We start from the raw sequence: 25,916 nt of genomic DNA, 5'->3' as shown, positions 1-25,916 counted from the left end.
GTTGCTATCCGGCCTGGTCAAACTCGCCGTGCGAGGTTTTGTCCCAGTAGAACGGTTGGGCCAGCATTTCCCATGCCGCCTTATAGGCCGCCAGTGTGGCCAAGGGGTAGTAGAGGATCATCGTCGGCACCCACAGCGGGGTCAGCCGATGGCGCGTCCTGCGCATGCCGACAATGCCAAAGGCGATCAGCCCGACCTCAATGGCGAGAAAACTGGCGACCAGCGCCCAGATCCCTGCTTCGGGCAGAACGGATTGCACCGGATGGGGCAAGCCCAAAGGAAGTGCCCAAAAGGTCCACAAAACCGGTGCCAAGAGCGCGTGCAGCACCGATCCGGCCAAAAGAAGCTGAAAGCCAATGAACTTGCGTGGCCCCAACTCGCGCCAGAGAAGGACCGGGTCGCGCATATGGGTGAGCCAGGTCATCATGAACCCCTTAATCCAGCGCGACCGCTGCTTAACCCAAGATTTCGGGCGGCAGGTCGCTTCTTCAAAGGTGGTGGTGTCAATCAACTCGGTCCGATAGCCGCGGCGTGCGATGCGCATGCCCAGATCGGCATCTTCGGTGACATTGTGGGCGTCCCATCGGCCCAAAGTTTCCAAGGCGGCGCGGCGGAAAAACAACGTCGTTCCGCCTAAGGGGACGGCCAGCCCCAACCGTTCAATCCCCGGTAAAAGCAGGCGAAACCAGGCGGCATATTCGATGGTAAAGCAGCGTGAAATCCAGTTGATGCGGGGGTTGTAGAAATCCAGCCGCCCTTGGAGGCAGGCCACCTCTGGGCCGCGGCTGTGAAAGCGGTCTACCACCTTGCGGATCTGGTCGGGTTCGGGGGCGTCCTCCGCGTCATAGACGCCCACGATGCTGCCCCGACAGTGATCCAGCGCATAGTTCAAGGCGCGCGGCTTGGTCTTGACTGACCCGTCGGGCACCACGACGATCCGCATCCAGCCCGGCAGATCTTCCCGCTCTAAGGCTTGTCGCGTCAGGTGATCTTCGGCCTCAACCACCAGCAAAACATCCAAAAGGTCCTGCGGATAGTCCAGCTTTCCCAACCGCTTGACCAGCCGAGGCGCGATGTTGCTTTCGCCGTAAAGCGCCACCATAACCGACACGATCGGCAATCGGGCTATGAGGGGCTGCGTCGGCACCTCGGGATGACGCAACGCGCCCAAAAGCGCCGCGAGCTTGAGCCCGGTAAAGGCCGCCCCGGCCAACAGTGCCATTATCACAAGCCCCAGCATCGTCCATGCCGGCCAAACTGCCGCTGCGATCAGCGCAATCAGGCCCAGACCTGCCACTGGCAGGCGCATCGCTTCGGCCCGGTAGCTGCGGCAACTGTCGCTGTCGGCCACCCGGGTTTCGGCCAGCCGCGCAAGGCTTGCGCCCCGCGCGTGCAACAGCGCCGCCTCAATCACGCCACGCGGAGCCAGCACCATCAAAACCGGTCCGAAAACCTGCTCAAGCCGGGGCCTGTGTCGATGAAAATCCTCGGGGTGGGCGGTGGCGACCAAAGTGCTGTCGCCAATCACCCGGCGGGGCAGCAAATGGAGCGCGAGGCACTCAACGGCGCCAAAGGCATCAATGAGCCTGGGGTCAATAGTGGGGCTGTGGGCTGTGAACAGTGCCACGTCCCAGATTTCAGACAAGATGCGAAACAGCTGATCTTCGGCCACCAGCCCACGCGCCAGAAGGACATCTGCCAATCGCCCGCCCCGCGCCTTGTGCAGGCGCAGCGCCTCCACCAAGTCATGCGGACGCACCAAGCCGTCACGCAACAGAGCCATGACCAAAGCCTCGGTGCCGCGCGGTGCGCGTGGAGTGGCGGCCGATAAAGCTGATAACGCACTGACCGCGGACATGGTTCCTCCTGCCTTCCAAACAGATTGGGGCAGGGGGGTTAATGCGAGGTTAAGCCTGTTAGGGCCACCAAGCCACGCCGACGGATCAGGCGGCGCGGCGGGCCTTCATGGCCTCGGCAAAGCGTTCGAACAGATAGAAGCTGTCCTGCGGGCCGGGGCTGGCCTCAGGGTGGTACTGCACCGAGTAGATCGGCTTGCCATCCACCGCGATACCACAATTCGACCCGTCAAACAGCGACACATGGGTTTCTGAAACCCCTTTGGGCAGGGTCTGGCTGTCCACGGTGAAGCCATGGTTCATCGACGTGATTTCCACCTTTCCGGTGGTCAGATCCTTGACCGGATGGTTGGCACCATGGTGGCCGTGGTTCATCTTTACCGTCTTGGCCCCTAAGGCCAAGGCCAGCATTTGATGGCCAAGGCAAATGCCAAAGAGCGGCAGATCGGCCTTTAGCACACCCTGAATCATCGGCACGGCATAGGCCCCGGTCGCAGCCGGGTCGCCCGGACCGTTTGACAGGAACACACCCTCGGGGTTCAGCGCGAGCACATCTTCGGCCGTTGCGGTGGCGGGCAGCACGGTGACATCGCAGCCCACCGACGCGAGGCAGCGCAGGATGTTGCGCTTGGCGCCGTAATCGATGGCTACGACCTTCAAGCCCGGACCCTGACGCATGGTATAGCCCTCAGGCCAAGCCCAGCGCATCTCATTCCAGCGGTAGGACTGGGTGCATGACACGCCCTTGGCCAGATCGAGGCCGACAAGACCCTTCCACGCCCGGGCCTTGGCGACCAGCTTTTCCAGATCAAAGACGCCGTCCGGATTGTGTGCCAGCGCAACATGCGGCGCGCCTTGCTGGCGGATCGCGCGGGTCAGGCGGCGGGTGTCGATGCCGCCCACCCCGATACGGCCTTTCTTGGAAAGCCAGCTGACCAGATCATCGGTCGCGCGCCAGTTCGAGGGCTCCGTCGGATTCCATTTCACCACCATCCCGGCGGCGACCGGATCGGCGGTCTCGTCATCTTCGGCGGTGGTGCCGGTGTTGCCGATATGGGGGAAGGTGAAGGTCACAACCTGACCGGCATAGCTTGGGTCAGTCATGATTTCCTGATATCCGGTCATCGCGGTGTTGAACACCAACTCGGCCACCGTCTCGCCCGCTGCGCCAAATCCGTGGCCGTAAAACACACTGCCATCGGCCAAGGCGATGCAGGCCGTTGGTTTTGCTGGGCTTTCGGACGGGGTGGGCATTGCGGCGACTCCCTGCAGGCAAATTTGCCGGAACCTAAGGGTCAACCGGGCTGGGGTCAAGGCTTTGTCGTAAAAGGAATTTTTATTAATATCAACAAGTTATGGAAATCGGCGGTGGTTGCGTCGCACCGCGCATCGCGGTAATGTGCCCGCGTTTGTAAATCCATGAGGATAAAACCGGATGTCTTTGCGCGACCAGCTTCAAACCGCCTTGAAAGAGGCGATGAAGGCCAAGCAAGCCGACCGCTTGTCGACGCTGCGGCTTATCAATGCCGCCATCAAGGATCGTGACATCGCCAACCGCGGTGAGGGTGGTGAAGGCGAGATTTCCGAGGCTGAGATTCTGGCCGCGCTTGGCCGCATGGTCAAACAGCGTCAGGAATCCGCGCGTGCCTATGAAGAGGGCGGGCGGTTGGAACTGGCCGAAAAAGAGACGGCTGAAATCAAGGTCATCGAAGAGTTTCTGCCCCGTCAACTGGAAGCCGCCGAGGTTGAGGCCGCGATTGCCGCCGCCGTGGCCGAAGTGGGTGCAACCTCGATCCGCGACATGGGCAAGGTTATGGCCGTGCTGAAAACCAGATACACCGGTCAGATGGATTTCGGTGCTGTCGGCCCGCGCATCAAGGACCGGCTGGGCTAAGCCCCCGCTCTTTCGCTGAATCGGCGCAAGACCCGGTTCAGCGCAGCGGCCGCAAGACTTCGGTGATCTCGGCGGCCAGCCGTCGGCGCTCGTCTGCGGTCAGAAAGGCCCCCAACTCCACCTCGCGGCCCTCGCCCTTCATGGTCAGGTATTGCGGCACCGGGCCTGCGCTGGCGTGCAGCGTCAGGCGCACCCAATGCGGGTTCGCCTGCCAATCCTGCTGCTTGCCCCTTGGCCCGTGCCGCGTCAGCGTCACAAGCTCTTCGCTGATCGCCAGATCCTCGACAATCTCGCCGTCACGGAAACTGCGCTCCAGCGCCCACCAGATGGCGGCGAGAGCGGCCAGCAAAAATGGCAAAACGCCCCACAGAACCGGCGTGCCGAGCAGGCCCAAAAGCGGCACGCCGATACACAGCGCTGTGCCGCCCAGAAACCAGACCATGCCCCGGCGCGGCAAAGACCGGTAAGGCCAAAGATGCAGGCGGCGATTGCCACCTTCAGGGGGAAGCCATTCATAGGGCATGAAACACCTTTCGGTCGCGTCAGGTAGCGCGTCCTACCCAAAGGAAAAGGCCCCAAGGTTTCCCTTGGGGCCTTCGCCAATTCTCTTGCCTTAGTGGGCGTGCGACTTGTCCCAGTCTTCCCGCTTGGGCAGCTGCTCGAACGTATGCTCGGGCGGCGGGCAGGGCAGGGTCCATTCCAGCGTGTCAGCGTGCTCATTCCAGTAGTTGTTCTCGGTCACCTTGCGGCCCCAGAGCAGCGTGTAGAACACGACGCCGATGAAGAAGATGAACGAGGCGAAGGAGATGAACGCACCGACCGAGGAGAACCAGTTCCAGTAGGCAAAGGCCTCGGGATAGTCGATGTAGCGGCGCGGCATGCCCTGACGACCCAAGAAGTGCTGGGGGAAGAAGGTCAGGTTCGAGCCGATGAACATTGCCCAGAAGTGCAGCTTACCTGCCCATTCCGGATACTGACGGCCCGACATCTTGCCGATCCAGAAGTAGATCCCGGCAAAGATCCCGAACACGGCACCAAGGCTCATCACATAGTGGAAGTGCGCCACGACATAGTAGGTGTCGTGATAGACGCGGTCCACCGGTGCCTGGCTCAACACGATGCCGGTGACGCCACCGACGGTGAAGAGGAACAGGAAGCCAAAGGCCCACAGCATCGGGGTTTCAAAGCTCAGCGAGCCGCCCCACATGGTGGCAATCCACGAGAACACCTTGATGCCGGTCGGCACTGCGATGACCATGGTGGCCAGCATGAAGTAGGACTGCTGGGTCAGCGACATGCCAGCGGTGTACATGTGATGCGCCCAGACGACAAAGCCCAGAACACCAATCGCAACCATCGCATAAACCATCGGCAGGTAGCCGAAGATCGGTTTGCGCGAGAAGGTAGCTATGACCTGGCTGATGATGCCGAAGGCCGGGATCACGATGATATACACTTCCGGGTGGCCAAAGAACCACAGGATGTGCTGGTAGAGCACCGGGTCACCGCCGCCCGAAGGCGTGAAGAAGGTGGTGCCAAAGTTCCGGTCGGTCAGCAGCATGGTGATCGCGCCAGCGAGAACCGGCAGCGCCAACAGAACCAGCCATGCGGTCACAAAGATCGACCAAGCGAACAAGGGCACTTTGTGCATGGTCATGCCCGGGGCACGCATGTTCAAGAAGGTGGTGATCATGTTGATCGCGCCAAGGATCGACGAGGCACCCGACAGGTGCACTGCGAAAATGGCCAAGTCCATCGCATAGCCGCCCTCGGCGGTGGTGGTCAGCGGCGGGTAAAGAACCCAGCCCACGCCCGCGCCCGGCCCAAGGCCAGAGGTCAGGTCACCATTGCCACCCGGTGCCAGCATCGAGGCCACACCCAGCGACACACCGGCGACGAACATCCAGTAGCTGAGGTTGTTCATCCGCGGGAAGGCCATGTCCGGCGCACCGATCTGCAGCGGCATGAAGTAGTTGCCGAAACCGCCGAACAGCGCCGGAATCACAACGAAGAACATCATCAGGACGCCGTGATAAGTGATCATCACGTTCCAAAGGTGGCCGTTCGGGGTGCAAGTGTCAGCGGTGGCGATAAAGCGCGCGCCTTCCTGACACATGTATTGCACACCGGGGTGCATCAGCTCCATCCGCATGTAGAGCGTGAAGATGACCGAAATCAGCCCGACAAGACCCCCGGTAAAGAGATAAAGAATCCCGATGTCCTTGTGGTTTGTCGACATGAACCAGCGGGTAAAGAACCCTTTGTGTTCATGGTCATGGCCATGAATGGCTGCGTCTGCCATTGGCGTCTCCCATTTTGTGTTCCCTTGGATGCGCAAGCGGTGCCTGTGCGCCTTATTACGCTCAGTCTTTAAGGCTTGCGCCGGGGATGGGCAATGAAAGAGTTTGATCAAGATCAAGAAATGATGTCGCAGCAGGTGTCGCGCAGCTGTGCAAAAAGGGCAGTCCGAAGACCGCCCTTTCATCGAGTTCACGCGTCACGTTTAGCCTTGGCGGGCTCGGCGGTCGGGCTTATTGGCCAGCTTACTGGATGGTGGCCAAATACGCCGCCACATCTTCGGCGCCGGAGGCCAGCTTGAACGACATTTTCGATTTGGCAGCCGCGTCACCGGTCTGTTCCTTCAACCATGCGGCCGGGTCGGTGATATAGGCCGCAAGCGATGCCTCGTCCCAGACCGCGCCCGTGGCTCCCACAGCCAGGATCGATTCGCCGTATTTGAAGTCAGCGACCGAGGCGATCGGGCGGCCGATGACGCCGCCAAGGTTCGGGCCGGTCTTTCCGCCCTTGACCACTTCGGTGCCGTCCGAGGCAACGATGGCGTGGCAGGCTTTGCATTTCTTGAAGTCGGATTCACCAGCAGCCGGATCTGCCGCCATGGCCGGAGTGGTCAGCATCAAGGCGCCGAGGGCTGCTGCAAGCGTGAGTTTGGTCATTGTGTCCTCGCAAGAGTTGGGATCAGGTCGCGTCCCTAATGGATGACATGGATTTTGCCCTGTTGTTATGCAATAGCAAGTGGTGTCGCAGGGGGCCGCGCGTGACTTTTGGGCATTGCACAGGCGCATTGCCAGACCTGCCTCTTACACCGGGCAGGTTTTACACCGGGCAGGTTGATTGCATCGCGCCGTCAAAGGTCGCCATCAGGGCCGCATCCAGATCAGCCATCGTGACCGGCAGACCAAGATCGACAAGGCTCGTCACGCCATGTTCGCGGATGCCACAGGGCACGATGCCGGAAAAATGCGACAGGTCCGGTTCCACATTGATCGAGATACCATGGAAGCTGACCCATTTGCGCAGCTTGACGCCAATGGCTGCGATTTTCTCTTCGCGCGGGGTGCCGTCGGGATTCGGGGCCTTGTCAGGCCGGGTCACCCAGACCCCCACACGCCCGGGCCGGATCTCACCCTTGACGTTGAATTCGGCCAATGCGGCGATCACCCAATTTTCCAGATGCCGCACGAAACAGCGCACATCTTTTTCGCGGCGGCTGACATCCAGCATGGCATAGATCACCCGCTGGCCGGGCCCGTGGTAGGTGTATTGCCCGCCGCGTCCCACCGCAAACACGGGAAAGCGGTCAGGGTCCACCAGATCCTGCGCCCGGGCGCTGGTGCCTGCGGTGTAAAGTGGGGGATGCTCCAAAAGCCAGATCGCTTCGGGCGCGGTGCCTTGGTGAATGGCGGCAACGCGGGCCTCCATGGCGGCCAGCGTCTCGGTGTAAGGCGCAAGCCCGGGCAGGGTTTTCCATTCCACCTGATCCATGGCGCGCTCCTTATCGGTCTGCACCCAGAGATGCCGCGCGTGGGCGGCAAATGCAACGCAGCCCGCGCCAAAGAGGTGCAGAATCCCCCTTTTCTTCCCCGAACCTTGCCGCTAAACACCACCCATCCGAGGCCAGATCAGTGCGGATGTGGCGGAATTGGTAGACGCGCAGCGTTGAGGTCGCTGTTCCTTAACCGGAGTGAAGGTTCGAGTCCTTTCATCCGCACCAATCTGCCTCGGTCAAAACCCCCGCGCTTCGCCGGGGCAAACCAAATCTCCCAAAAATTCGACAAGAACTTTCGTCTTAACCGCAGGTTAGACGATCACAGGCCATGATGTCTGGCCCGCGTCCTGCCTGCGGGCAGCATGAGGCGCGCGATGGCAACCTTTTTCGGCGGATCCAGCAATGACTCGTTGACCGGCGGTGCGGGCAACGATGACATCTATGGCGATGGCGGAAATGACACCATCAACGCCGGTGGCGGTGCTGATAAGGTCTTTGGTGGCGAAGGGGCCGATAGCATCAACGCCGGTGCGGGCAGCGATAGTGTCTATGCCGAAGGCGGCAATGACACGGTCGTAGCCTCTAGCGGCTATGATGTCGTTTATGGCGGTGACGGCAATGACAGCCTGATCGGCGGGGCCGACACCTATGACGATCTTTATGGTGGCGCAGGTGATGATACCGCGATCGGCAGCAGCTTTGATTCTGACTGGGTTTATGGCGGCAGCGGCAATGACCTTTTGCGCGGCGGTGACGGCAACTGGGACGTGGTCTCAGGCGGGGCCGGGCGTGACACGGTCTATGGTGGCAACGGCGATGACATCGCTGTGGGTGGCGCTGGCGATGACAGCGTCTTTGGCGATGCCGGCAGTGACACGGTCGATGGTGATGACGGACAAGATTCAGTCTTTGGCGGGACAGGGGCTGATCAGGTTAGCGGCGGTGCGGGAAATGATATCGTTGAAGGGGGCGACGGTGCCGACCTGATCCGTGGCGACACGATTGTGATGAACCCCGCAACCTATCCGTCAGCTCTTGGCTCTGAGACGAAGTTGGTCATTTCCAACACGTCCAGCCAGACCGTCGAGGTGTTTTGGATTGATGGCAGCGGAACGCCCGTGTCCTATGGCAAGCTTAGCCCCGGTCAAAACTTCACTGCTGCAACCTTCACCGACCACAATTGGGCGCTACGCGATACGACCACCGGCGAGTGGGTGGCTATTTACACGGGCGATGTCGCCCACACGCTGACCTTCACCGGCGCTGGCAATGACACGCTCATCGGCGGCCAAGGGGCCGATACGATCTATGGCGACGGCGAGTCTGACAGCATCGATGGTGGCACTGAGAATGACACCATCTTCGGTGGCAGCGGTCATGACACAGTCTATGGCGGATCGGGTGACGATTCGGTTGAGGGCGGCTTTGGCAATGACACCATCGGCGATTGGAACCTTGATGGCGGCAACGACACCTTTCGTGGCGGGGCAGGCGACGACCTGATTTATGGCGGCGGCAACAACGACATCGTTTTTGGTGATGACGGCAATGACACGCTCTCGGGCGGTGCGGGGATCGACACTGTTTACGGCGGGGCAGGCAACGACGTTGCTAGCATTACCGAAGATCACAACAGTGACTTTTACGATCTGGGCGAAACGGCAGGCGATTGGGACGCAATCTGGTTTGGCACGTGGGTTGGCACCAACGGGGTGAACGTCACCTTCAGCGGCACCGATGCGGGCAGCTATTCCTATTTGGGCGGCGCGACGGGCAGCTTTACCGGGGCGGAACAGATCAGCGGCACCAACTTTGCCGATACCATCAACGCCGGGGCTGATGCAGACGGTGTCGTTATCCTTGGGAATGGTGGGGCCGACATCATCACAGGCGGGTCGGGCACCGACATGCTGGATGGTGGGCTTGGCAATGACACCATCGTTTATGGCACCGGCAACGACAGCATCTTTGGTGGCGCGGGTGATGACAGCATTGACGATAACCTTGGCGGCTTTGTCGTCGGCGACAACTGGATCGAAGGCGGCAGCGGCAACGACACCATCTGGAATGGCAGTGGCAATGACACCGTCTATGGCGGCGACGGCGATGACCTGATCGACGATCATGGCGGCGGGGAATTGCAAGGCAACTCGGTGCTTTATGGCGACGCCGGGGCCGATACGATTTGGGCGGGTGTCGGCAATCACAGCGTGTACGGCGGCGCGGATGCCGACCGCCTCTTTGCCGAAGCGGGCGATGACTGGGTCGAGGGGGGAACTGGCGACGATTCACTGATCGGTGGCGACGGCAATGACACTCTGGATGGCGGTCAAGGCGTTGATACGGTTTACGGCGATGCGGGCAACGATGTCGTCAACCTGACCGCCGCCGATCTGGCGGCTGATGTGGCCTTTGGCGGCGCGGGCAATGACACCTTGTCCACGCGCCATGATCTCGATGGCGGCAATGACTCGCTTTATGGCGGCGACGGGCGCGACCGTTTTATCGCCGGTGCGGGTGATCTGGTCGTGGGCGGTGAGGGGGGCGATGATCTCGACACGCTCGACCTGACGGGGGCGCCTCTTGTTGGACCGACGCTTATCACATTCAGCAGCACGGGGGCTGGCACGGTCACGAACAATGGCCAAACCCTTACCTTCTCTGAGATCGAGGAAATTCTGGCCACAATGGGGGCCGACAGCCTCAACGCCACCGCAGACAGCGGCGGCATGACCTTTGCCACCGCAGACGGCCATGACACGGTGCTCGCCGGATCAGGTGCCGACACCGTCCGGGGCGGGCTTGGCAATGACAATGTGACTGGTGGCGCGGGCAATGACCGGCTGTTCGGCGATGGGGGCAATGACGTGCTCTTCGGCGGTCTCGGCTCCGACACGCTTGAGGGCGGGGATGGCGACGATCTGGTGCAGGGGGACGATGGCAATGACAGTCTGGATGGCAATGATGGCAATGACACGCTTTTTGGCGGCGCTGGACGCGACATCATCGAGGCCGGGGCAGGCCATGATCTTGCCCATGGCGACAATGACGATGACTTTATCCACGGCCGCGATGGCAATGACTCGCTTTATGCAGGCTCGGGGCAAGACACGGTCTTGGGGGGCATTGGCAATGACCTTGTCGAAGGTGGCCTTGGCAATGACAGCCTGTCGGGCGAGGATGGCAATGACCGCATTCAAGGCGACGGCGGCCATGACACCCTGACGGGTGGCCTTGGCAGTGACACGCTGATTGGCGGGGCGGGCAATGACCTGATCTTTGGCGGCACCGACACCGATCTGGTGCAATTCGCCACCGGCTGGGGCAGCGACACCGCACAGGGCGGCGAAAGTGCCGGGGATTTCGACCATCTCGACCTGTTCATGGTTACCGCGAACCTGACTGTCAGCTTCAGCGGTTCTGAATCCGGCACCGCGACGGATGGGGCCAATACCGTCGCCTTTTCTGAATTCGAACGCTTCACGCTGGGCAGTGGGGCGGACCTGTTGGATGGTTCGGCTGCAGCGGCGATGATCCATGCTGAAGCGGCTGCAGGCAATGACACTCTGCTGGGCGGGGCGGGGAACGATTCCCTTTACGGCGACGACGGGGCGGACAGCCTGTCAGGCGGCGCAGGTGATGACCGTATGTTTGGGGGTGATGGCCTGGACACGGTTCAAGGAGGGGCGGGCAACGACAGCCTCTTTGGCGGGGCGGGCAAAGATCTGCTGGAAGGTGGCAGTGGAGATGACAGCCTGACCGGTGGGGCAGGGGCGGATACATTCGTGCTCCACGGCGCAGGCGGTGCCGATCTTGTCACCGATTTCGACATGACGCTGTTCGGCGGCCAGACTGCCGACCAGTTGGACGTGTCAGACCTGCAAAACCCGGATGCAAGCCCGGTCCGGTCTTGGGATGTGATCGTCAGCACCGGCCCTGGGGGTGAAACGCTGCTGACCTTTCCCGAAGGCGAAACACTGCGTTTGCAGGGGGTTGATCCGGCCAGCGTGACCCTGCCGGGTATGCTTTATGCGATGGGCGTGCCCTGCCTTGTGGCGGGAGCCCGCATCCTGACGCCCCAAGGCCTCCGCCGGATTGAGCGTTTGCAGGCGGGTGACCTTGTCTGCCTTGCGGGGGGCGGAACGGCTCCCCTTTTGTGGGTCGGCGCGCGCCAGATCACGGCGGCTGAAATCGCGGCGCGTCCCGCCTTGCGCCCAGTGCGCATTCGCGCCGGCAGCCACGGCGCGCTGCGCGATCTGCTTTTGTCGCCCCAGCATGCGGTGCGGGTCGGGCTTGGGCCGGGTGCCGCGCTGGTGCGGGCGGGGCATCTGGCGCGGCTGGACTGGGGCGCGCGCAGGGCGCAGGCCATCCGCGAGGTCAGCTATCATCACCTCCTCTTGCCTCAGCATGCAATCATTCTGGCCGAAGGTGTCGCTGTCGAAAGCTTGTATCCCGGCCGCATGTCGCTCTCCGCCTTCCTGCCCGAGGCGCGCGATAACCTTTTGTCTGTGCTGCGCCACCACTGCCCCACCGGGCCCGGCCAGACCCCGGCCGAAGCCTATGGCCCGCGCTGCCTGCCGCTTTTGGGATTTTCCGCCGCGCGGGCCTTGCAGCACCACCGCCGCAGGTTTTCGACCGATTCCGGGAATCATGCTGCGCCCCTTGCGCCCGCCCAGGCCCTTTGACCAAAAGGTCAAACCCTTACGGCAGGCCATTTTCCCGCGCAGCGGTTCACGGCATGCCGTTCTGCGCGGCAAATGCGGCGCAAAATGCCCGATTGGCCTGCAATCAGCGTGCATGCTGAAACGCGACAATAAGTGAATTGCAAACGACCTTTGCATTGGCTTAAGTCGTCAGACCAAAAGTGCAGGACAGCTGCCGGACAGACGGGGAGATTGACTGGGATGACCAGCCAGAACGACGCTTTCGTCGCATTTGAACACGTGCAGAAAAGCTATGACGGGGTCTCCCTCGTCGTGAAGGACCTCAACCTGTCCATTGGCAAGGGTGAGTTTCTGACAATGCTCGGCCCGTCGGGCTCGGGTAAGACCACCTGTTTGATGATGCTTGCCGGCTTTGAGACCGCCACGAACGGCGAGATTCGGCTGGATGGCAAGCCGATCAACCAAGTCCCGCCGCACAAGCGCGGGATTGGCATGGTGTTCCAGAATTACGCGCTGTTTCCCCACATGACCGTCGGCGAAAATCTGTCCTTCCCGCTGGAAGTCCGCGGCATGGGCAAGGATGAGCGCGAGACCAAGATCAAGCGCGCACTTGACATGGTGCAGATGGGGGCCTTTGCCAACCGTCGCCCATCGCAGCTTTCGGGCGGCCAACAGCAGCGCATCGCCTTGGCCCGCGCCTTGGTGTTTGACCCCAAGCTTGTGCTTATGGATGAACCGCTTGGCGCCTTGGACAAGCAGCTGCGTGAGCATATGCAGTTTGAGATCAAGCACCTGCACGAAAACCTTGGCATCACCGTCGTTTATGTCACCCACGATCAGGGCGAAGCCTTAACGATGTCGGACCGGGTGGCCGTGTTCAATGATGGCCGCATCCAACAGCTTGCGCCTCCCGCGGATCTGTATGAACGCCCCGAAAACAGCTTTGTCGCCCAGTTTATCGGTGAGAATAACAAGCTGTTGGGCACGATCGAGGAACTCACGGGTGACAAGGCCCTTGTGCGCCTCACCACGGGAGAGTTGATCGACGCCACGGCCGTCAACGCCAAGGAAAAGGGCGGCAAGACGCTGGTGTCGATCCGCCCGGAACGGGTGGAATTCAAACCCGAAATGATGCCGCCCGGCGCGCATATGATCGACGCCGAGGTGCTGGAAATCATTTACATGGGCGACATCTTGCGTGTCGTCCTGCGCGTGGCGGGGTCTGACGACTTTGTCATGAAGATGCGAAACACGCTGGGGCAAACCCGCCTCAGCCCGGGACAGAAGATTCAGGTGGGCTGGCATCCGCAAGATGCCCGTGCGCTTGATCCGATGTAAGGCCAATAGGCCACCGCCCGTTCTGCAGAGGGGCGGAATAATCTGACCATCAACTGGGAGTTAACAATGAAGAAACTTCTTATCCTGTCCACCGCGCTGACCAGCTTTGCCTTTGCGGCGCAGGCTGACGTCACGGTGATGTCGTGGGGCGGCGCTTATGGCGAAGCTCAAACCGAAGCCCACGTGAAACCTTGGGCTGCTGCGACCGGCAATGCCGCCATCATGGTCGACAGCGACAACCCCGCCCCGGCCGTGAAGGCCATGGTAGAGGCTGGCAACGTCACGGTTGACGTCGCTTCGCTGGAATATGCCGACGCGATCCGTCTGTGCGACGAAGGCGTGCTGGAGCCGATCGATGCCGCTTCTTTGCCCGCTGGCAATGACGGCGTGCCCGCGACCGAAGACTTCCTTGAAGGTGCGATCACCGAATGCGGTGTTTCGACCGACATCTGGTCGAACGTCTATGGCTATGACACCACCAAGTTCGCAGCTGATGCAGCCCCCACGACTGCTGCAGACTTCTTCGACCTGGCAAAGTTCCCCGGCAAGCGCGGCCTGAAAAAGGGCGCAAAGGCCGTTCTGGAATTCGCTCTGATGGGTGACGGCGTTCCGGCTTCCGAAGTCTACGCCGTTCTGGCGACCCCCGAGGGCGTGGACCGCGCCTTTGCAAAGCTCGACACCATCAAGGCTGATGTTGTCTGGTGGGAAGCTGGTGCTCAGCCGCCGCAACTGCTGGCTGACGGTGAAGTCGTGATGTCGACCGCCTATAACGGCCGTCTGTTCGCCGCTGCGATCAACGAAGGCAAGCCCTTCCAGATCGTCTGGGATGGCCAGATCTACGAAAACGAAATGTATGTCGTGCCGAAGGGTGCGCCGAACAAAGACCTGGCGATGGATTTCATCCGCTACGCCACCTCGACCGATGGTCTGCGCGCACAAGCCCAGCACATTTCGTACGGCCCGGCGCGTAAGTCGTCCATGGCAACCGAGCTGCTGTTCAAGGACGGCAAGACCGTGATGGCGCCCCACCTGCCGACCGCTCCGGAAAACCTGGGCAATGCTCTGCTGACCTCGGCTGACTTCTGGGTCGACAAGGACGCAGAACTGAACGAGCGCTTCCAGGCTTGGCTGACCCAGTAATCGGGCTTTAGCCCAATCGCGGGCGCGGGGGGAAATCCCCGCGCCCAACCTTTCGCTGAAGGGACAAAGCATGACCGAGGCCACGACCGAACTTCTGACCACCAACGATGGCCGCCCGCTGAAAGCAGCACTCGCCACAGCGCAGGCTCGCGCCAAGCGCCGGGCGTTTTTGCTGGTCTTGCCGCTGTTGGTCTTTGTCCTGCTGACCTTTCTTGTTCCGATTGGCTACATGCTGAAACGCTCGGTCGAGCATGATGGCTTTTCCCGCTCTTCCCCCACCCTGACCGAATGGTTCCAAGCGAACCCAAGTTTCGACCATCTGAATCCGCCGGAAGAGGCCTATGCCGCTTTGGTGAAGGATCTGGCCGAAATGCAGGCCACCAAGAATACCGGCATGGCAGGCACCCGCATCAACTATACGGTCCCGGGCTCTATCAGCCTGTTCAAGAAAGGGGCCCGCGAAGCCGCCGACATGCAGCCGCCCTACAAAGAGGCGATGCTGGCGCTTGATCCGGCATGGGGCGCGCCTGAGCTGTGGTATGCGATGGAATCTGCCTCGTCGGAACTGACCACAGACTTCTACAAGGTCGCCGCCGACCGCAAACTGACCGAAACCGGATGGGAACGGGGCGACGACAAGCAACGCATCTACCTATACCTGTTCTTCAAGACCTTCCTTGTGTCGGGCATCATCACCGTGATCTGCCTTTTGTTGGCGTTCCCTGTGGCGCATTTGTTGGCAGTCCTACCGCTGTCGAAAGCCTCCTTGCTGATGATCCTCGTGCTCTTGCCGTTCTGGACATCGCTTTTGGTGCGCACCACCGCTTGGATCGCCTTGTTGCAAGAACAAGGGATCGTCAATGACGCGCTGGTTGGCTTGGGCATCTTGTCCGATGAGAACCGCCTTTCGATGATGTACAACATGACGGGCACCATTGTGGCCATGACCCATGTGCTTTTGCCCTTCATGATCCTGCCGCTTTACTCGGTGATGAAGGTGATCCCGCCGTCCTATGCCCGCGCCGCGCGCAGCTTGGGGGCGACATCATGGACCACCTTCCGCCGCGTCTACCTGCCGCAAACCTTGCCGGGCATCGCTGCGGGCTCGCTCTTAGTGTTTATTTTGGCCGTGGGCTACTACATCACCCCAGCCCTTGTGGGAGGGGCCGAAGGACAGCTGATTTCCAACCTCATCAGCTTCCACATGAGCAAATCCAACTGGTCGTTGGCCGCCGCATTGGCTGCGATGCTGTTGATCGCCATTCTCGCACTTTACTGGATCTACGATCGACTGATCGGCATTGACCGCCTGAAACTGGGCTAAGGAGGACACTATGGCACTTCCCACTTATGCCTCGCCGTTGGAACGGGTCTGGTATTTCACCTATCTTGTGATCTGCACGCTGATCTTCATCTTCCTGATCGCGCCGATCCTGATCGTCGTTCCCCTGTCTTTTAACGCGGAACCCTACTTCACCTTCACCGAAAAGATGCTGACCTTTGACCCGGCGGGATACTCCTTGCGCTGGTACGACACGCTGTTGACCCTTGGCCACCCCGCGCCCGAAACGGCCCGTGATGGCACATGGTGGAGCGCGGTTTGGGAACGCGCCACTTGGGTGCAGGCCGCTAAGAACTCGTTCTGGGTCGGCCTTTGGGCGACAATTCTGGCAACGGTTCTCGGCACCATCGCGGCACTGGGCCTGAGCCGCCCTGAGATGCCCTATCGCCGGGTCATTATGGCTGTGTTGATCAGCCCCATGATCGTGCCGATCATCATCATCGCCGTCGGGATGAGTTTCTTCTACGCCCAAGCCTGCGTGTCACCCGAAACCGCCTTGGGGGCCGTCACGACCCCGTTCCTGTCGGAAAAGGGTTGCCTTGTGAATTCGCATCTTGGGGTGATCGTGGCCCATGCTGTGCTTGGTATCCCCTTTGTCATCATCACGGTGACCGCCACGCTGTCGGGTTTTGACCAGTCTCTGATCCGCGCGGCATACTCGCTCGGGGCCAATCCGCGCGTCACCTTCTTTCGGGTGATCATGCCACTGATCCTGCCCGGCATCATTTCGGGCGCGCTTTTTGCCTTCGTCACCTCGTTCGATGAAGTCGTCGCCGTCCTCTTCATCGCCGGGCCTGACCAGCAGACCATTCCGCGCCAGATGTTCAACGGCATCCGCGAGGCAATTTCTCCGGCGATCCTTGCCGTGGCGACGATCCTTGTCATCATCTCCGTGCTCTTGCTTGCCACCGTCGAACTTCTGCGCCGCCGCTCTGAACGGCTGCGTGGCGTGACACCCCGCTAATCTCCAGAGGCACCCATGGCCAACAGCTATGACACCGGGCGGCTGAACCTGCCCTTCGTCGGCATCGCTACCTTCGGCAAGCGCGCCTATGTCGAGGATTGGTCCAAGATCGATGCCGAGGTCGCCGTCATGGGCGCGCCCTATGACTTTGGCACCCAATTCCGCGCCGGAGCCCGCTTTGGCCCCCGCGCTGTGCGCGAGGCCTCGACGCTCTTTTCCTTCGGCCATGCCGGGGCCTATGACCACGAGGACGATTGCACCTACCTGCCGCAATCAGTGCGGATCGTCGACATTGGCGACGCCGACATCGTCCACACCGACACCGCGAAAAGCCACGCCAATATCCGTGCGGGGGTTGAGGCGATCTTGAAATCCGGCGCGCTGCCAGTGGTGATCGGCGGCGATCATTCGGTGAATATCCCCTGCATCGAGGCCTTCGCCGGTCACGGCGATATCCACCTCCTGCAAATCGACGCCCATCTTGATTTCGTGGATGAACGTCACGGCGTGCGTGTCGGCCACGGCAGTCCGATGCGGCGCGCGGCGGAAAAAGACTATGTCAAAGGCATCACCGCCGTCGGCATCCGCAATGTCTCCTCCACCGCCAAAGATGGCTATGAAGCCGCGCGGGCCATGGGTGACGACATCCTGTCGGTCCGCCAATTCCGCGCCTTGGGTGCCGAAGCCGTGGCCAAACGCATCCCCAAGGGCGCGCGCGTCTATGTCACCATCGACATTGACGGCTTCTGCCCCTCGATCGCGCCCGGGACTGGCACGCCCAGCCATGGCGGGTTCCTCTACTATGAGGTGTTGGAACTTCTCCAGCAGGTCGCGCGCACCCATGAGGTTGTGGGCATGGACCTGGTCGAGGTCGCACCCGACTATGACCCCAGCCAATCCACCCAGATATTGGCGGCTCAGGTTCTGCTCAACTTTCTTGGCTTCATCTTCCACGCCAAGGGCTTCCGCTGATCTGGCGCCGTCACGGCAAGACCTGCAACCAGCCCCACGTGGTAAAGATCGACAGGCCCGTGGCCACCAAAACCGCCGAGGCTGACACCCGTTTGCCCACGCCATACATATTGGCAAAGACATAGGCGTTCACACCGGGTGCCATGGCTGCGGTGATTGTCACCGACCGCAATGCCTCTGCCCCGAGCCCAAAGCCGAACCGCGCCAGCCCGTAAGAGATCATCGGATGCAGGACAAGGCTGGCAAAGACCACCATCGCAATCGCACCCTTGTCACCCTCGGGCCGATAGCGCCACAATACGCCCCCAAGCCCGAACAGCGCCGCCGGAAGCCCGGCCGCCGCCACCATATCCACGGCGGCGGCAAAGAAGGCGGGCTTGGCCACCCCCGACAGGTTCACCGCAAAGCCCAAGGCAATGCCGATCAGCAAGGGCTGACTGACCACCCCGCGCAGAACCTGCCGCGCAACGCCGCCCGGCCCCACGCTGCCCGCTTCGCGCGACCGCGCCCATTCCATGGCGATGATCCCCACCGAATAGATCAGCGGCGCATGCACCGAGATGATTGCAAAGTTCCCCGCCAAGGCTGCCGCGCCATAGGCCCGTTCTGTGATCGGAACCCCCAAGAGTAGCGAGTTCGAGAAGGTGCAGGCAAAGGCAATGGCGACACTGTCAGTCAGCGGCCGGTGAAACACAAAGCGCGCGCCCATAAAGCCAAATGCAAAGCCTGAAAACGCCCCGATGTAGAAGGCCAGCATCAGCCCCGGCTGAAAGGCCACCGCCAGATCCAGCGCGGCCACACCCTTGAACAACAAAACCGGCAAGGCGAAGTTCTGCGCAAACCGCATCACCCCATCGATCGCCTCTTGCGAAATCCACCCCCGCGCCGCCGCCAATGCGCCAAAGCCGATGACCAAAAACACCGGCAGGATGACATCCAAAAGCATGCTCATGGCAGGTTATCGAACCCGATCACCATGCCGTCATAGGCCGGGCGGATATGTGGCGGCAACTCAGCCGTCAGGGTGTCATAATCCATATCCAGATGCATATTGGTGATGACCGCCTTCGCAGGCCGTGCCCGGCTGATCCACTCCAGCGTCAGCGCCAGATGGGCATGGGTCGGGTGCGGCTTGCGGCGCAGCGCGTCGACCACCCAGCAGTCCAACCCCTGCAAATGCGCCCAGGCCTCTTCGGGGATCGCAACCGCATCGGGCAGATAGGCGAGCCCGCCCACGCGGAACCCCAAAGCCGCCATCGACCCGTGATCCACCTCGAAGGGCTGAAAGCCAATCGGCCCTCCGGCCCCGGTGATCTCAAATGCCCCATCAATGGTGCGCAGATCCAGAATGGGTGGATAGGGGCTGCCCGCTGGCTGCACGAAGGCATAGGCAAAGCGCGACAGCAGCGCCTCTTGCGTCGGCGCATCCGCCCAAACGGGCAGCCGCTGGCGCAGGTTAAAGACGATCTGGCGCAGATCATCGATGCCATGCACGTGGTCGGCATGGGAATGGGTATAGACCACCGCATCCAGCGTGCCGATACCGGCATCCAAAAGCTGGTCGCGCATGTCGGGTGAGGTGTCGATCAAGACCCGCGTCACCCCCTCGCCGCTCATCCGCTCCACCAGCATCGAACAGCGGCGACGGCGGTTCTTGGCGTTCATGGGGTCGCAGTCGCCCCAGTCGCCCCCCAACCGCGGCACCCCGCCCGAAGACCCGCATCCCAGAATGGTAAAGCGCAACGAGGCCACGTCACGCCGCCTTGGCCGACGCGGCGGCCTTTTGGAACAGACGGTCAAAATTGGCGGTGGTGGCGGCGGCAAACTCGGCCTCACTCACCCCGAACACTTCAGCGCCGGTTTTGGCGGTGAACGCGGTATAGGCCGGTTCATTGCGGCGGCCGCGAAAGGGCACCGGGGCCAGATAGGGGCTGTCGGTCTCTACCAAGATCCGGCTCAGCGGTGCGCGGGCAAATATCTCGCGCAGCTCGCTTGATTTTGGAAAGGTCGCGATGCCCGACATCGACAGATAGAATCCCATCTCCAGGGCCGCCTCGGCCAGCCGCGGCCCCGACGAAAAGCAATGCATCACGCACGTATAGGGTTGCACCGCCATACCCTCGGCCAAGATCCGCTCCATGTCCTCATCTGCCGCCCGCGCGTGGATGATCAGCGGCAACCCGGTCTCCTGCGCCGCCTCGATATGCACCTGCAACGACCGCTGCTGCGCCTCGGCGCTGTCGGGCGTGTAATGATAATCAAGGCCAGTCTCACCGATGCCCACCATTTTCGGATGCCGCGCAAAGTCCATAAGATCGGCCAGCGACAAGGGCGTGCAGTCTGCCACGCTCATCGGATGCAAGCCCATGGCAAAGAACACCCCGGCATGAGCCTCGGAAATCGCCCGCACCTTTGGCGCGTTCACCGGTTTGGTGCAAATCGTCACCATCCGCCGAACCCCAGCCTCGGCAGCCCGGGCAATGATGGCATCAAGCTCGCCATCGAAATCGGCAAAATCCAGATGGCAGTGGCTGTCGACAAGTTCGGGGGGCGTCACGTTCTTCACTCCGAGGCCTTCTGCCTTCAATGCGGCCCAAATATCCCACGGGGGTCCGGGGGTGTGAAACCCCCGGGGGTCTGCACAAGACCAGCTTCAGGGCAAGCGAGACAGGGCCGATGCCGCCTCGTCAATCTGTAAAAGCATATCCATGAGAAGTGCGGCAGGGTCAAGGTTCACCGCCTTGCCGCGACGCGCCCTCAGGCCCAGCGTCTGGGCCAGACTGGCCCATTCCCGCGCCGCCCATGGGTTGGGCGCAAGCCGCGCGATCAAAGCGGCCTCTCCCGGGGCCGCCTCGGGCAGCGGCGTGCCACAGGTGCCTGAACGGGCCAGCCGGGCCAGAAACAGATCCAGAAGTGTCACGATCAGATCAAACTGCGCCTCGGCCCCCCGGCCTGCGCCTGCTTCGGCAAAGGCCAGCGCTTGCACGCGGTCAAGCCGGGGCAGGGTGGCCATCAGCTTGACCAGCCGCGCATAAAGCGCGAGCCCCTCAAGGTTGGTCATCCGAAACGCCTCGCCCACCGACCCGCCGGCAAGTTCGGCCAGCGCGATGCGGTCCTCTGGTGTCACCTCGCCGCCCGCCATGGTCAGCGCATCCGAAAGATCCTGCGCCGACAGAGGCCCAAGCCGCAACTCGCGGCAGCGCGAGCGGATGGTGGGCAAAAGCCGCGCCGGTTGGTGGCTGATGAGGAACATCGTCACCGATTTTGGTGGCTCTTCCAAAAGCTTCAGCAGCGCATTTGCGGCGGCCGGGTTCATCTCGTCCACCGCGTCGATGATCGCCACGCGCCGTCCGCCATCGGCCGCCGACAGGGTGAAGAAGCTTTTCATCTTCCGCACTTCGTCGACCGAGATCACATCCTGCAACTTGGCCTTCTTCTCGTCATAGGCCCGGCGCAACAGGGACAGGCGCGGCTCTGACAGGGCCGCGATGCGGCGGGCCACGGGGTGGCTGTCGGGGATATCCAGCGTCTCGGGGGGAGGTGCGGCGAACATGCCACCGTCATCCTCGGGCGTGGCCAGAAGGAACCGCGCCAGCCGCCACGCCAGCGTCGCTTTGCCCACCCCGCGCGGCCCGGTGATCAGCCAGCCATGATGCAGACGGCCGGTGTTGAAGGCCTGCAGAAACGTGGCTTCCGCCGATCCCTGACCCAAGAGGGTCGATGTGGCCCGCGGATGCGGTGCGCCTTCGATGCAATCGGCTTCGGGGATATCGGCCTCGGCCATGCTTAGGCCGTCTGCCGCTGTTTGGTCAGCCAGTCGTGGGCGATGGCTTGCACCTCGGCGGCAACCTCGGCCTCAGGGCGGTGGCCGTCGATCACGCGAAAACGGGCAGGATGGCGCGCGGCCAGCGCGAGAAAACCGTTGCGGGCGTGGGTTTGGACCTCAAGCCCCATGCCTTCAAACCGCATCTCTGCCCCTGCGCGGGCGGTGGCGCGGGCCAGTCCGGCCTCGGGCGGGATGTCGATCAGAAAGGTCAGGTCGGGTTCGATCCCGATCATCAGCGCATGCAAGGCATCGACCTCGGCGGCCAGATTGCCGCGCGTCAGGCCCTGATACATGCGTGTGCTGTCGGCAAACCGGTCGGTGATCACCACCTCGCCGCGCGCAACGGCGGGGCGGATTGTCTTTTCCAGATGGTCGCGCCGCGCCGCCGTGAACAGCAAGAGTTCGGTTTGCGGCGACCAGCGGTCGGCGTCGCCTTCCAGCACCAAGCGGCGGATCTCTTCGGCACCGGGACTGCCGCCGGGTTCGCGGGTCAGCGTCACGGTCGCACCCGCCGCGCGCAGCGCCGCAGCCAAGAACCGGGCCTGCGTTGATTTCCCGGATCCATCAATGCCTTCAAAGGAAAGGAACGCGCCCCGCCCGATCAGCTGCTCTTGTCCCATCAGCTTGCCGGGGCTTCATCGCCGAAGTAGCGCGCTTGCAGCGCGCTGGCGGCCGCCTTCATCCGTACCATAAAGCCACCCTTCGCAACATCGGCCTCGGCCACAAGTGGCACCCGGGTCTGACCAAGCTCGGGCACGTCAATCACCAACTCTCCCAGCGTGGTGCCTGCCGTGATCGGGGCGGTGAACGGGCCAGAATAGACCACCTCGGCCTGAACTTTGCCCTGCGCGATCGCGGGGAGCAACAGCTGGATATCTTCCGCCGGCACAAGGCCAACCGTCTCGGCCGCGCCCAAATGCACCGGGGCCTCGGCAATGCGACTGCCGGATTTAGCCAGCGTTTTCAGAGAAAACTGGCGGAAAGCCCAAGAGGTAATCCGTTCGGCCTCTTCAGCGCGGGCCTTATCGTCTGGGGTGCCGGAGAAGGCGAAGATGATGCGACGGTCGCTCTGCTTGACGCTGCCGACAAGGCCATAGCCTGCCTCCGAGGTATGGCCGGTCTTTAGTCCGTCCGCCCCAATGCCGAGCCCCAACAGTGGGTTACGGTTTCTCGCATTGGCTGGAGCGCGCTCTTTGTAATCATACGAGGTTTCGGCAAACAGCGGGTAATGCTCAGGGAAATCCTCGATCAGCATCCGCGCAAGGATGCCCAGATCGCGCATGCTCATGCGGTGAGCAGGGTCAGGCCAGCCCGAGGAATTGGCAAAGTTCGAATGCTCCATGCCCAGTTCGCGGGCGCGGGCGGTCATCTGGGCCGAAAAGGCCTCTTCGCTGCCCGCCAAACCTTCCGCCACCACGATGCAGGCATCGTTGCCCGAGTTCACGATCATACCGCGCAAAAGATCTTCGACCGTGGGCCGGTCTCCCTCTTGCAGATACATGGTTGATCCGCCCCGCGCTGTCATTTCGGTTGCACGGGATGACACACCAAAGGTGGTGTCCATCGCAACCCGACCATCCCGCACCGCCTCGAACAGCATGAAGATTGTCATCAGCTTGGACATCGAAGCGGGCGGCACCGGCACATTGCCGTTTTTATCCATCAAGACAGTATGGGTCGTCATGTCATAGACCCAGGCCGATTGGGCGGCAGTGTCAAAGCCATAGGCCGGCATCGCAAGAAGGCTGGCGGTGAGCGAGCCGCACAACAGCTGGCGCAAAGGGGAGTGGCGCATCATGACCTCCGAAGCTTAGCCGCGTTTCAACATATAGGCGTCGGCGAACCCCGCCGCTTTGATCTTAACCAGACTTTCAGCGCCACCTGTTGCGGTGACCGACCAGAAGGCTTTGCCCTGCGCGGTTTCCTGCCGGATCGTCGCTGCAATCCCAGCCTTGGAGAGCGTGTCAACGGCACGCTTCGCATTCGCCTCGACCGAGAAGATGCCGATCTGGATCAAACCGCCCTTGGGCGGGGCCGCAGGGGCAGGGGAGGGCGAAACGGTGCTGGACGGGGCAGCAGTGGCAGTCTCTGTGCCTAAGGTCTCAGACGAGACCACCGGGGCAACGGGGCCATCAGACTTTGGCTGTCGCTTTTTGAACAGGCCCAGACCACGCGGCTTTTTGTCCTCGGCGGCTGCGGCGACCGACGCGGTGCCATCCGCAGGGGCCACGGTCGGTGCCGGGTCCAGCGTTTCGGTGGCCACGGTTTCGGCGGCATCTAGAATGGGGCGCGAAGCGTCTGGTGCAGCCAACGGCGCCTCTTCGCGGCGCAGGGCTGTCACGCCGATCTTGCCGGGCTGACCGGCCAAAAGGCCAAGCGCTGCGGCGGCATCGGAGGAGATCTGCAGGGCCGGGCCGGGATTGTCCCGCTCGCGCCGGAACAGTGCGCCGATGACGAACTTGCCGTTGGCCGGGTTGCGCAGGATCACGCGCTCGGGGTCAACAGCATCGGGGGAGGCGACCCAGACACCGCCCAAAGAGGGGCGGCCATCCCACAGCGCCATATCGGTCACCGAAAACACGTCGGGTGCCTCGACGTCACGGTCCACGAGCTTGACCGAACGTGTCGTCGCCGGGGCGGCTGCGGTCGTTTCTGCCGAAGGGCCCGTCAGACCTGATGCCTGTCGTTGCCCGAAAGGACTTCCTTCTCCCTGACAGCCCGCAATCAGCGCCGCCATAGAAACCACAAGAAGCACTCGATACTTTGCGCCGTCTGCCATGCTCAACGTCCTTGTTCGCGCGCGTTCTGTGGCGCGCTTTATGGGCATTTGGGCGTCTCGTGCCCTCTTGCCCGGTTTGATTTGGCGCATGATACAGAAGCGCGGCGTCTCAGGGAAGGGAAAGCCTTGGGGTCGGCGGAAAACCCTTTGTGATAAGCTGCAACGCACACCCTTCCAGAATCGTCCCGAACCCGCTATCCGCGCCGAATGGAAGTGTGGCCGAGTGGTTTAAGGCTCTGGTCTTGAAAACCAGCGTGGGGGGAACTCCACCGTGGGTTCGAATCCCACCGCTTCCGCCATTAATTCTTAAATAAATGCAATTATATCAGTGACTTGGATTCGTCGTTCTTGATTTTGTATGCCGATCTGTATACCGAATGAGGTCATTGCAGCGCGCACTGGGCTTTGAGCATCAGTCGACTTGATACACTTTCGGGTGAGCCTCTAGCGCAGCCAACCTCGCCTCGAATTCGGTAGTCTCTAGCGTGCGCCTGTAAACATCGAGCAGCGCCATGACCTGCGCGCCTTCCGTCGGCGTGAGGTCGCCCTCGGCAACGGCTCTGAGGACCCCCGCGGCGGCATCTGAGGCATCGCGAGCGCATTGCATGGCGGGTAGGTCGAACTGAATGGGAGCATCCTTCACAGGAGGCACGAGGCGCTCCAGACAAAGCCGCAGGGCCGTTGTGTCGCCCCCTAGCGCCATTTGCACCGCCTTGCAGCTCAGGGCCTCTGATTGGCCCTCCATGAGGCTCAGCGCCGCCATGGTGGCCCGGTTGCGCGTGCCACGTTTCTTGCCAGGGTTGCCTGACGCGAACCGGCCAGCCGTATCACGGCCGCTATTGCCGCTCATTCTGAAACCTTTCCAAAGCTACCAGCAAAGTCATCAATTCATCATTGCTCATCGTGCCGATGTCCCCAGCGTGGCGCTGCCATATTGCCATGGCGGGCTCGCCAAACTCCGTGATGTCAATTTGAGCTACTCCCCAACTCTTGGACAGCTTTCCGGGTTGTTTAAGCTACTGCCTGCACCTGCTGATCGGTTTCAATGCGGTTAAAGTAGACCACGGCGGGCGGTTGGCCGCCATGGGCAGTGTGAGGGCGTTGGTGGTTGTAGAAGGTGATCCAGCGCCCGATGCCGACCCGTGCCTGCGATCCGGTTTCCCAGGCGTGCAGATAGACGCATTCATACTTCAGGGACCGCCACAGGCGCTGGATGAAGATGTTGTCGATGCAGCGCCCTTTGCCGTCCATAGAGATCCGGGTGCCAACCCGTTTCAGCCTGTCAGTCCAGACGAAGGACGTGAACTGGCTGCCCTGATCCGTGTTCATGATCTCGGGCGGGCCGAACTTATGG

General features: G+C 61.8%; 22 protein-coding genes and 2 tRNA genes. 9 read left to right on the top strand and 15 right to left on the bottom strand.

All coding sequences use genetic code 11. The annotated features are described in order from the left end of the window. Nucleotides 1-4 precede the first annotated feature (4 nt). Nucleotides 5-1,858: a glycosyltransferase gene (locus AC72UB_RS12715; protein WP_505190115.1), complete on the bottom strand. Its 1,854-nt coding sequence runs from the start codon at nt 1,856-1,858 to the stop codon at nt 5-7. Nucleotides 1,859-1,943: 85 nt separating this feature from the next. Beyond that, complete coding sequence (carA, locus tag AC72UB_RS12710) at nt 1,944-3,110, bottom strand: glutamine-hydrolyzing carbamoyl-phosphate synthase small subunit (protein WP_505190114.1); 1,167 nt, start codon at nt 3,108-3,110, stop codon at nt 1,944-1,946. Between the two features lie 181 nt (nt 3,111-3,291). Between carA and AC72UB_RS12705 the strand changes: the two genes are divergently transcribed. After that, nucleotides 3,292-3,750: a GatB/YqeY domain-containing protein gene (locus AC72UB_RS12705; protein ID WP_505190113.1), complete on the top strand. Its 459-nt coding sequence runs from the start codon at nt 3,292-3,294 to the stop codon at nt 3,748-3,750. Between the two features lie 37 nt (nt 3,751-3,787). Here AC72UB_RS12705 and AC72UB_RS12700 read toward each other — a convergent pair whose 3' ends face one another. From AC72UB_RS12700 to lipB, 4 genes are all read right to left on the bottom strand, one after another. Continuing rightward, nucleotides 3,788-4,273 (bottom strand): DUF2244 domain-containing protein, encoded by a 486-nt coding sequence (locus AC72UB_RS12700; RefSeq protein ID WP_505190112.1) that lies wholly within the window; start codon nt 4,271-4,273, stop codon nt 3,788-3,790. 90 nt (nt 4,274-4,363) lie between these two features. Continuing rightward, the gene (locus AC72UB_RS12695; protein WP_463289805.1) at nt 4,364-6,052 is read right to left on the bottom strand and encodes a cytochrome c oxidase subunit I; all 1,689 of its coding nucleotides are present in this window, start codon (nt 6,050-6,052) and stop codon (nt 4,364-4,366) included. A gap of 241 nt (nt 6,053-6,293) precedes the next feature. Then, entirely contained in the window at nt 6,294-6,704 is a 411-nt protein-coding gene (locus AC72UB_RS12690) for a c-type cytochrome (protein WP_505190111.1), read from the bottom strand. Nucleotides 6,705-6,864: 160 nt separating this feature from the next. Next, nucleotides 6,865-7,557 carry a lipoyl(octanoyl) transferase LipB gene (lipB, locus tag AC72UB_RS12685; RefSeq protein ID WP_505190110.1) on the bottom strand — a complete coding sequence of 231 codons (693 nt, stop codon included), beginning with the start codon at nt 7,555-7,557 and terminating at the stop codon, nt 6,865-6,867. Between the two features lie 118 nt (nt 7,558-7,675). On the opposite strand from lipB, the gene AC72UB_RS12680 reads away from it, so the two are divergent. The 7 genes from AC72UB_RS12680 (at nt 7,676) to speB (ending at nt 17,957) form a co-directional block, all read left to right on the top strand. Further along, nucleotides 7,676-7,762 (top strand) — tRNA-Leu (locus AC72UB_RS12680). A gap of 149 nt (nt 7,763-7,911) precedes the next feature. Beyond that, nucleotides 7,912-12,222, top strand: a complete 4,311-nt coding sequence (locus AC72UB_RS12675; protein WP_505190109.1) for a Hint domain-containing protein — start codon at nt 7,912-7,914, stop codon at nt 12,220-12,222. Nucleotides 12,223-12,441: 219 nt separating this feature from the next. Continuing rightward, entirely contained in the window at nt 12,442-13,539 is a 1,098-nt protein-coding gene (locus tag AC72UB_RS12670; protein WP_505190108.1) for an ABC transporter ATP-binding protein, read from the top strand. Between the two features lie 66 nt (nt 13,540-13,605). Continuing rightward, on the top strand, nt 13,606-14,679 hold the full coding sequence (locus AC72UB_RS12665) for an ABC transporter substrate-binding protein (protein ID WP_505190107.1): 1,074 nt from the start codon (nt 13,606-13,608) through the stop codon (nt 14,677-14,679). Nucleotides 14,680-14,749: 70 nt separating this feature from the next. After that, complete coding sequence (locus AC72UB_RS12660) at nt 14,750-16,003, top strand: ABC transporter permease (RefSeq protein WP_505190106.1); 1,254 nt, start codon at nt 14,750-14,752, stop codon at nt 16,001-16,003. Between the two features lie 10 nt (nt 16,004-16,013). Next, nucleotides 16,014-16,985 (top strand): ABC transporter permease, encoded by a 972-nt coding sequence (locus tag AC72UB_RS12655; RefSeq protein ID WP_505190105.1) that lies wholly within the window; start codon nt 16,014-16,016, stop codon nt 16,983-16,985. Nucleotides 16,986-17,000: 15 nt separating this feature from the next. Then, nucleotides 17,001-17,957 (top strand): agmatinase, encoded by a 957-nt coding sequence (speB, locus tag AC72UB_RS12650; protein WP_505190104.1) that lies wholly within the window; start codon nt 17,001-17,003, stop codon nt 17,955-17,957. Between the two features lie 10 nt (nt 17,958-17,967). Here speB and AC72UB_RS12645 read toward each other — a convergent pair whose 3' ends face one another. The 7 genes from AC72UB_RS12645 to AC72UB_RS12615 all read right to left on the bottom strand — a co-directional run bounded on the left by AC72UB_RS12645 (nt 17,968) and on the right by AC72UB_RS12615 (nt 24,562). Beyond that, complete coding sequence (locus AC72UB_RS12645; protein WP_505190103.1) at nt 17,968-18,909, bottom strand: AEC family transporter; 942 nt, start codon at nt 18,907-18,909, stop codon at nt 17,968-17,970. After that, on the bottom strand, nt 18,906-19,709 hold the full coding sequence (locus tag AC72UB_RS12640; protein ID WP_505190102.1) for an MBL fold metallo-hydrolase: 804 nt from the start codon (nt 19,707-19,709) through the stop codon (nt 18,906-18,908). Before AC72UB_RS12640 ends, AC72UB_RS12645 begins: the two co-directional genes overlap by 4 nt. Before the next feature lies 1 nt (nt 19,710). Next, on the bottom strand, nt 19,711-20,514 hold the full coding sequence (locus AC72UB_RS12635; protein ID WP_505190101.1) for a TatD family hydrolase: 804 nt from the start codon (nt 20,512-20,514) through the stop codon (nt 19,711-19,713). A 96-nt stretch (nt 20,515-20,610) separates the two neighbouring features. Further along, nucleotides 20,611-21,741 (bottom strand): DNA polymerase III subunit delta', encoded by a 1,131-nt coding sequence (locus tag AC72UB_RS12630; RefSeq protein ID WP_505190100.1) that lies wholly within the window; start codon nt 21,739-21,741, stop codon nt 20,611-20,613. 2 nt (nt 21,742-21,743) lie between these two features. Next, nucleotides 21,744-22,403: a dTMP kinase gene (tmk, locus tag AC72UB_RS12625; RefSeq protein ID WP_505190099.1), complete on the bottom strand. Its 660-nt coding sequence runs from the start codon at nt 22,401-22,403 to the stop codon at nt 21,744-21,746. Then, a complete protein-coding gene (locus AC72UB_RS12620) occupies nt 22,403-23,578 on the bottom strand; it encodes a D-alanyl-D-alanine carboxypeptidase family protein (RefSeq protein ID WP_505190098.1) in 1,176 nt (391 codons plus the stop codon). Before AC72UB_RS12620 ends, tmk begins: the two co-directional genes overlap by 1 nt. 15 nt (nt 23,579-23,593) lie before the next feature. After that, a complete protein-coding gene (locus tag AC72UB_RS12615; protein ID WP_505190097.1) occupies nt 23,594-24,562 on the bottom strand; it encodes an SPOR domain-containing protein in 969 nt (322 codons plus the stop codon). Between the two features lie 209 nt (nt 24,563-24,771). Here AC72UB_RS12615 and AC72UB_RS12610 point away from each other — a divergent pair. Next, nucleotides 24,772-24,861: transfer RNA gene (locus tag AC72UB_RS12610), tRNA-Ser, on the top strand. Nucleotides 24,862-24,974: 113 nt separating this feature from the next. On the opposite strand, the gene AC72UB_RS12605 is transcribed toward AC72UB_RS12610, so the two are convergent. Together AC72UB_RS12605 and AC72UB_RS12600 are read right to left on the bottom strand one after the other, a co-directional pair. Further along, nucleotides 24,975-25,412, bottom strand: coding sequence for a hypothetical protein (locus AC72UB_RS12605; RefSeq protein ID WP_505190096.1), 438 nt, complete (start codon nt 25,410-25,412; stop codon nt 24,975-24,977). Nucleotides 25,413-25,573: 161 nt separating this feature from the next. Further along, the coding region (locus AC72UB_RS12600) for a transposase (RefSeq protein WP_505190095.1) at nt 25,574-25,916 on the bottom strand (343 nt) is incomplete at its 5' end.

The sequence above is a fragment of the Allotabrizicola aquatica (SeqCode) genome (genome assembly GCF_965194375.1).
Classification (GTDB): Bacteria; Pseudomonadota; Alphaproteobacteria; order Rhodobacterales; family Rhodobacteraceae; genus Tabrizicola_A; species Tabrizicola_A aquatica.
This window is presented reverse-complemented; position numbering and strand designations above follow the sequence as displayed.

What these genes read in the sequence shown, in the direction of transcription:
- AC72UB_RS12715 (WP_505190115.1), bottom strand. Translation starts at nt 1,858, where the DNA reads ATGTCCGCGGTCAGTGCGTTATCAGCTTTATCGGCCGCCACTCCACGC.
- carA (WP_505190114.1), bottom strand. Translation starts at nt 3,110, where the DNA reads ATGCCCACCCCGTCCGAAAGCCCAGCAAAACCAACGGCCTGCATCGCC.
- AC72UB_RS12705 (WP_505190113.1), top strand. Translation starts at nt 3,292, where the DNA reads ATGTCTTTGCGCGACCAGCTTCAAACCGCCTTGAAAGAGGCGATGAAG.
- AC72UB_RS12700 (WP_505190112.1), bottom strand. Translation starts at nt 4,273, where the DNA reads ATGCCCTATGAATGGCTTCCCCCTGAAGGTGGCAATCGCCGCCTGCAT.
- AC72UB_RS12695 (WP_463289805.1), bottom strand. Translation starts at nt 6,052, where the DNA reads ATGGCAGACGCAGCCATTCATGGCCATGACCATGAACACAAAGGGTTC.
- AC72UB_RS12690 (WP_505190111.1), bottom strand. Translation starts at nt 6,704, where the DNA reads ATGACCAAACTCACGCTTGCAGCAGCCCTCGGCGCCTTGATGCTGACC.
- AC72UB_RS12675 (WP_505190109.1), top strand. Translation starts at nt 7,912, where the DNA reads ATGGCAACCTTTTTCGGCGGATCCAGCAATGACTCGTTGACCGGCGGT.
- AC72UB_RS12670 (WP_505190108.1), top strand. Translation starts at nt 12,442, where the DNA reads ATGACCAGCCAGAACGACGCTTTCGTCGCATTTGAACACGTGCAGAAA.
- AC72UB_RS12665 (WP_505190107.1), top strand. Translation starts at nt 13,606, where the DNA reads ATGAAGAAACTTCTTATCCTGTCCACCGCGCTGACCAGCTTTGCCTTT.
- AC72UB_RS12660 (WP_505190106.1), top strand. Translation starts at nt 14,750, where the DNA reads ATGACCGAGGCCACGACCGAACTTCTGACCACCAACGATGGCCGCCCG.
- AC72UB_RS12655 (WP_505190105.1), top strand. Translation starts at nt 16,014, where the DNA reads ATGGCACTTCCCACTTATGCCTCGCCGTTGGAACGGGTCTGGTATTTC.
- speB (WP_505190104.1), top strand. Translation starts at nt 17,001, where the DNA reads ATGGCCAACAGCTATGACACCGGGCGGCTGAACCTGCCCTTCGTCGGC.
- AC72UB_RS12645 (WP_505190103.1), bottom strand. Translation starts at nt 18,909, where the DNA reads ATGAGCATGCTTTTGGATGTCATCCTGCCGGTGTTTTTGGTCATCGGC.
- AC72UB_RS12630 (WP_505190100.1), bottom strand. Translation starts at nt 21,741, where the DNA reads ATGGCCGAGGCCGATATCCCCGAAGCCGATTGCATCGAAGGCGCACCG.
- tmk (WP_505190099.1), bottom strand. Translation starts at nt 22,403, where the DNA reads ATGGGACAAGAGCAGCTGATCGGGCGGGGCGCGTTCCTTTCCTTTGAA.
- AC72UB_RS12620 (WP_505190098.1), bottom strand. Translation starts at nt 23,578, where the DNA reads ATGCGCCACTCCCCTTTGCGCCAGCTGTTGTGCGGCTCGCTCACCGCC.
- AC72UB_RS12615 (WP_505190097.1), bottom strand. Translation starts at nt 24,562, where the DNA reads ATGGCAGACGGCGCAAAGTATCGAGTGCTTCTTGTGGTTTCTATGGCG.
- AC72UB_RS12605 (WP_505190096.1), bottom strand. Translation starts at nt 25,412, where the DNA reads ATGAGCGGCAATAGCGGCCGTGATACGGCTGGCCGGTTCGCGTCAGGC.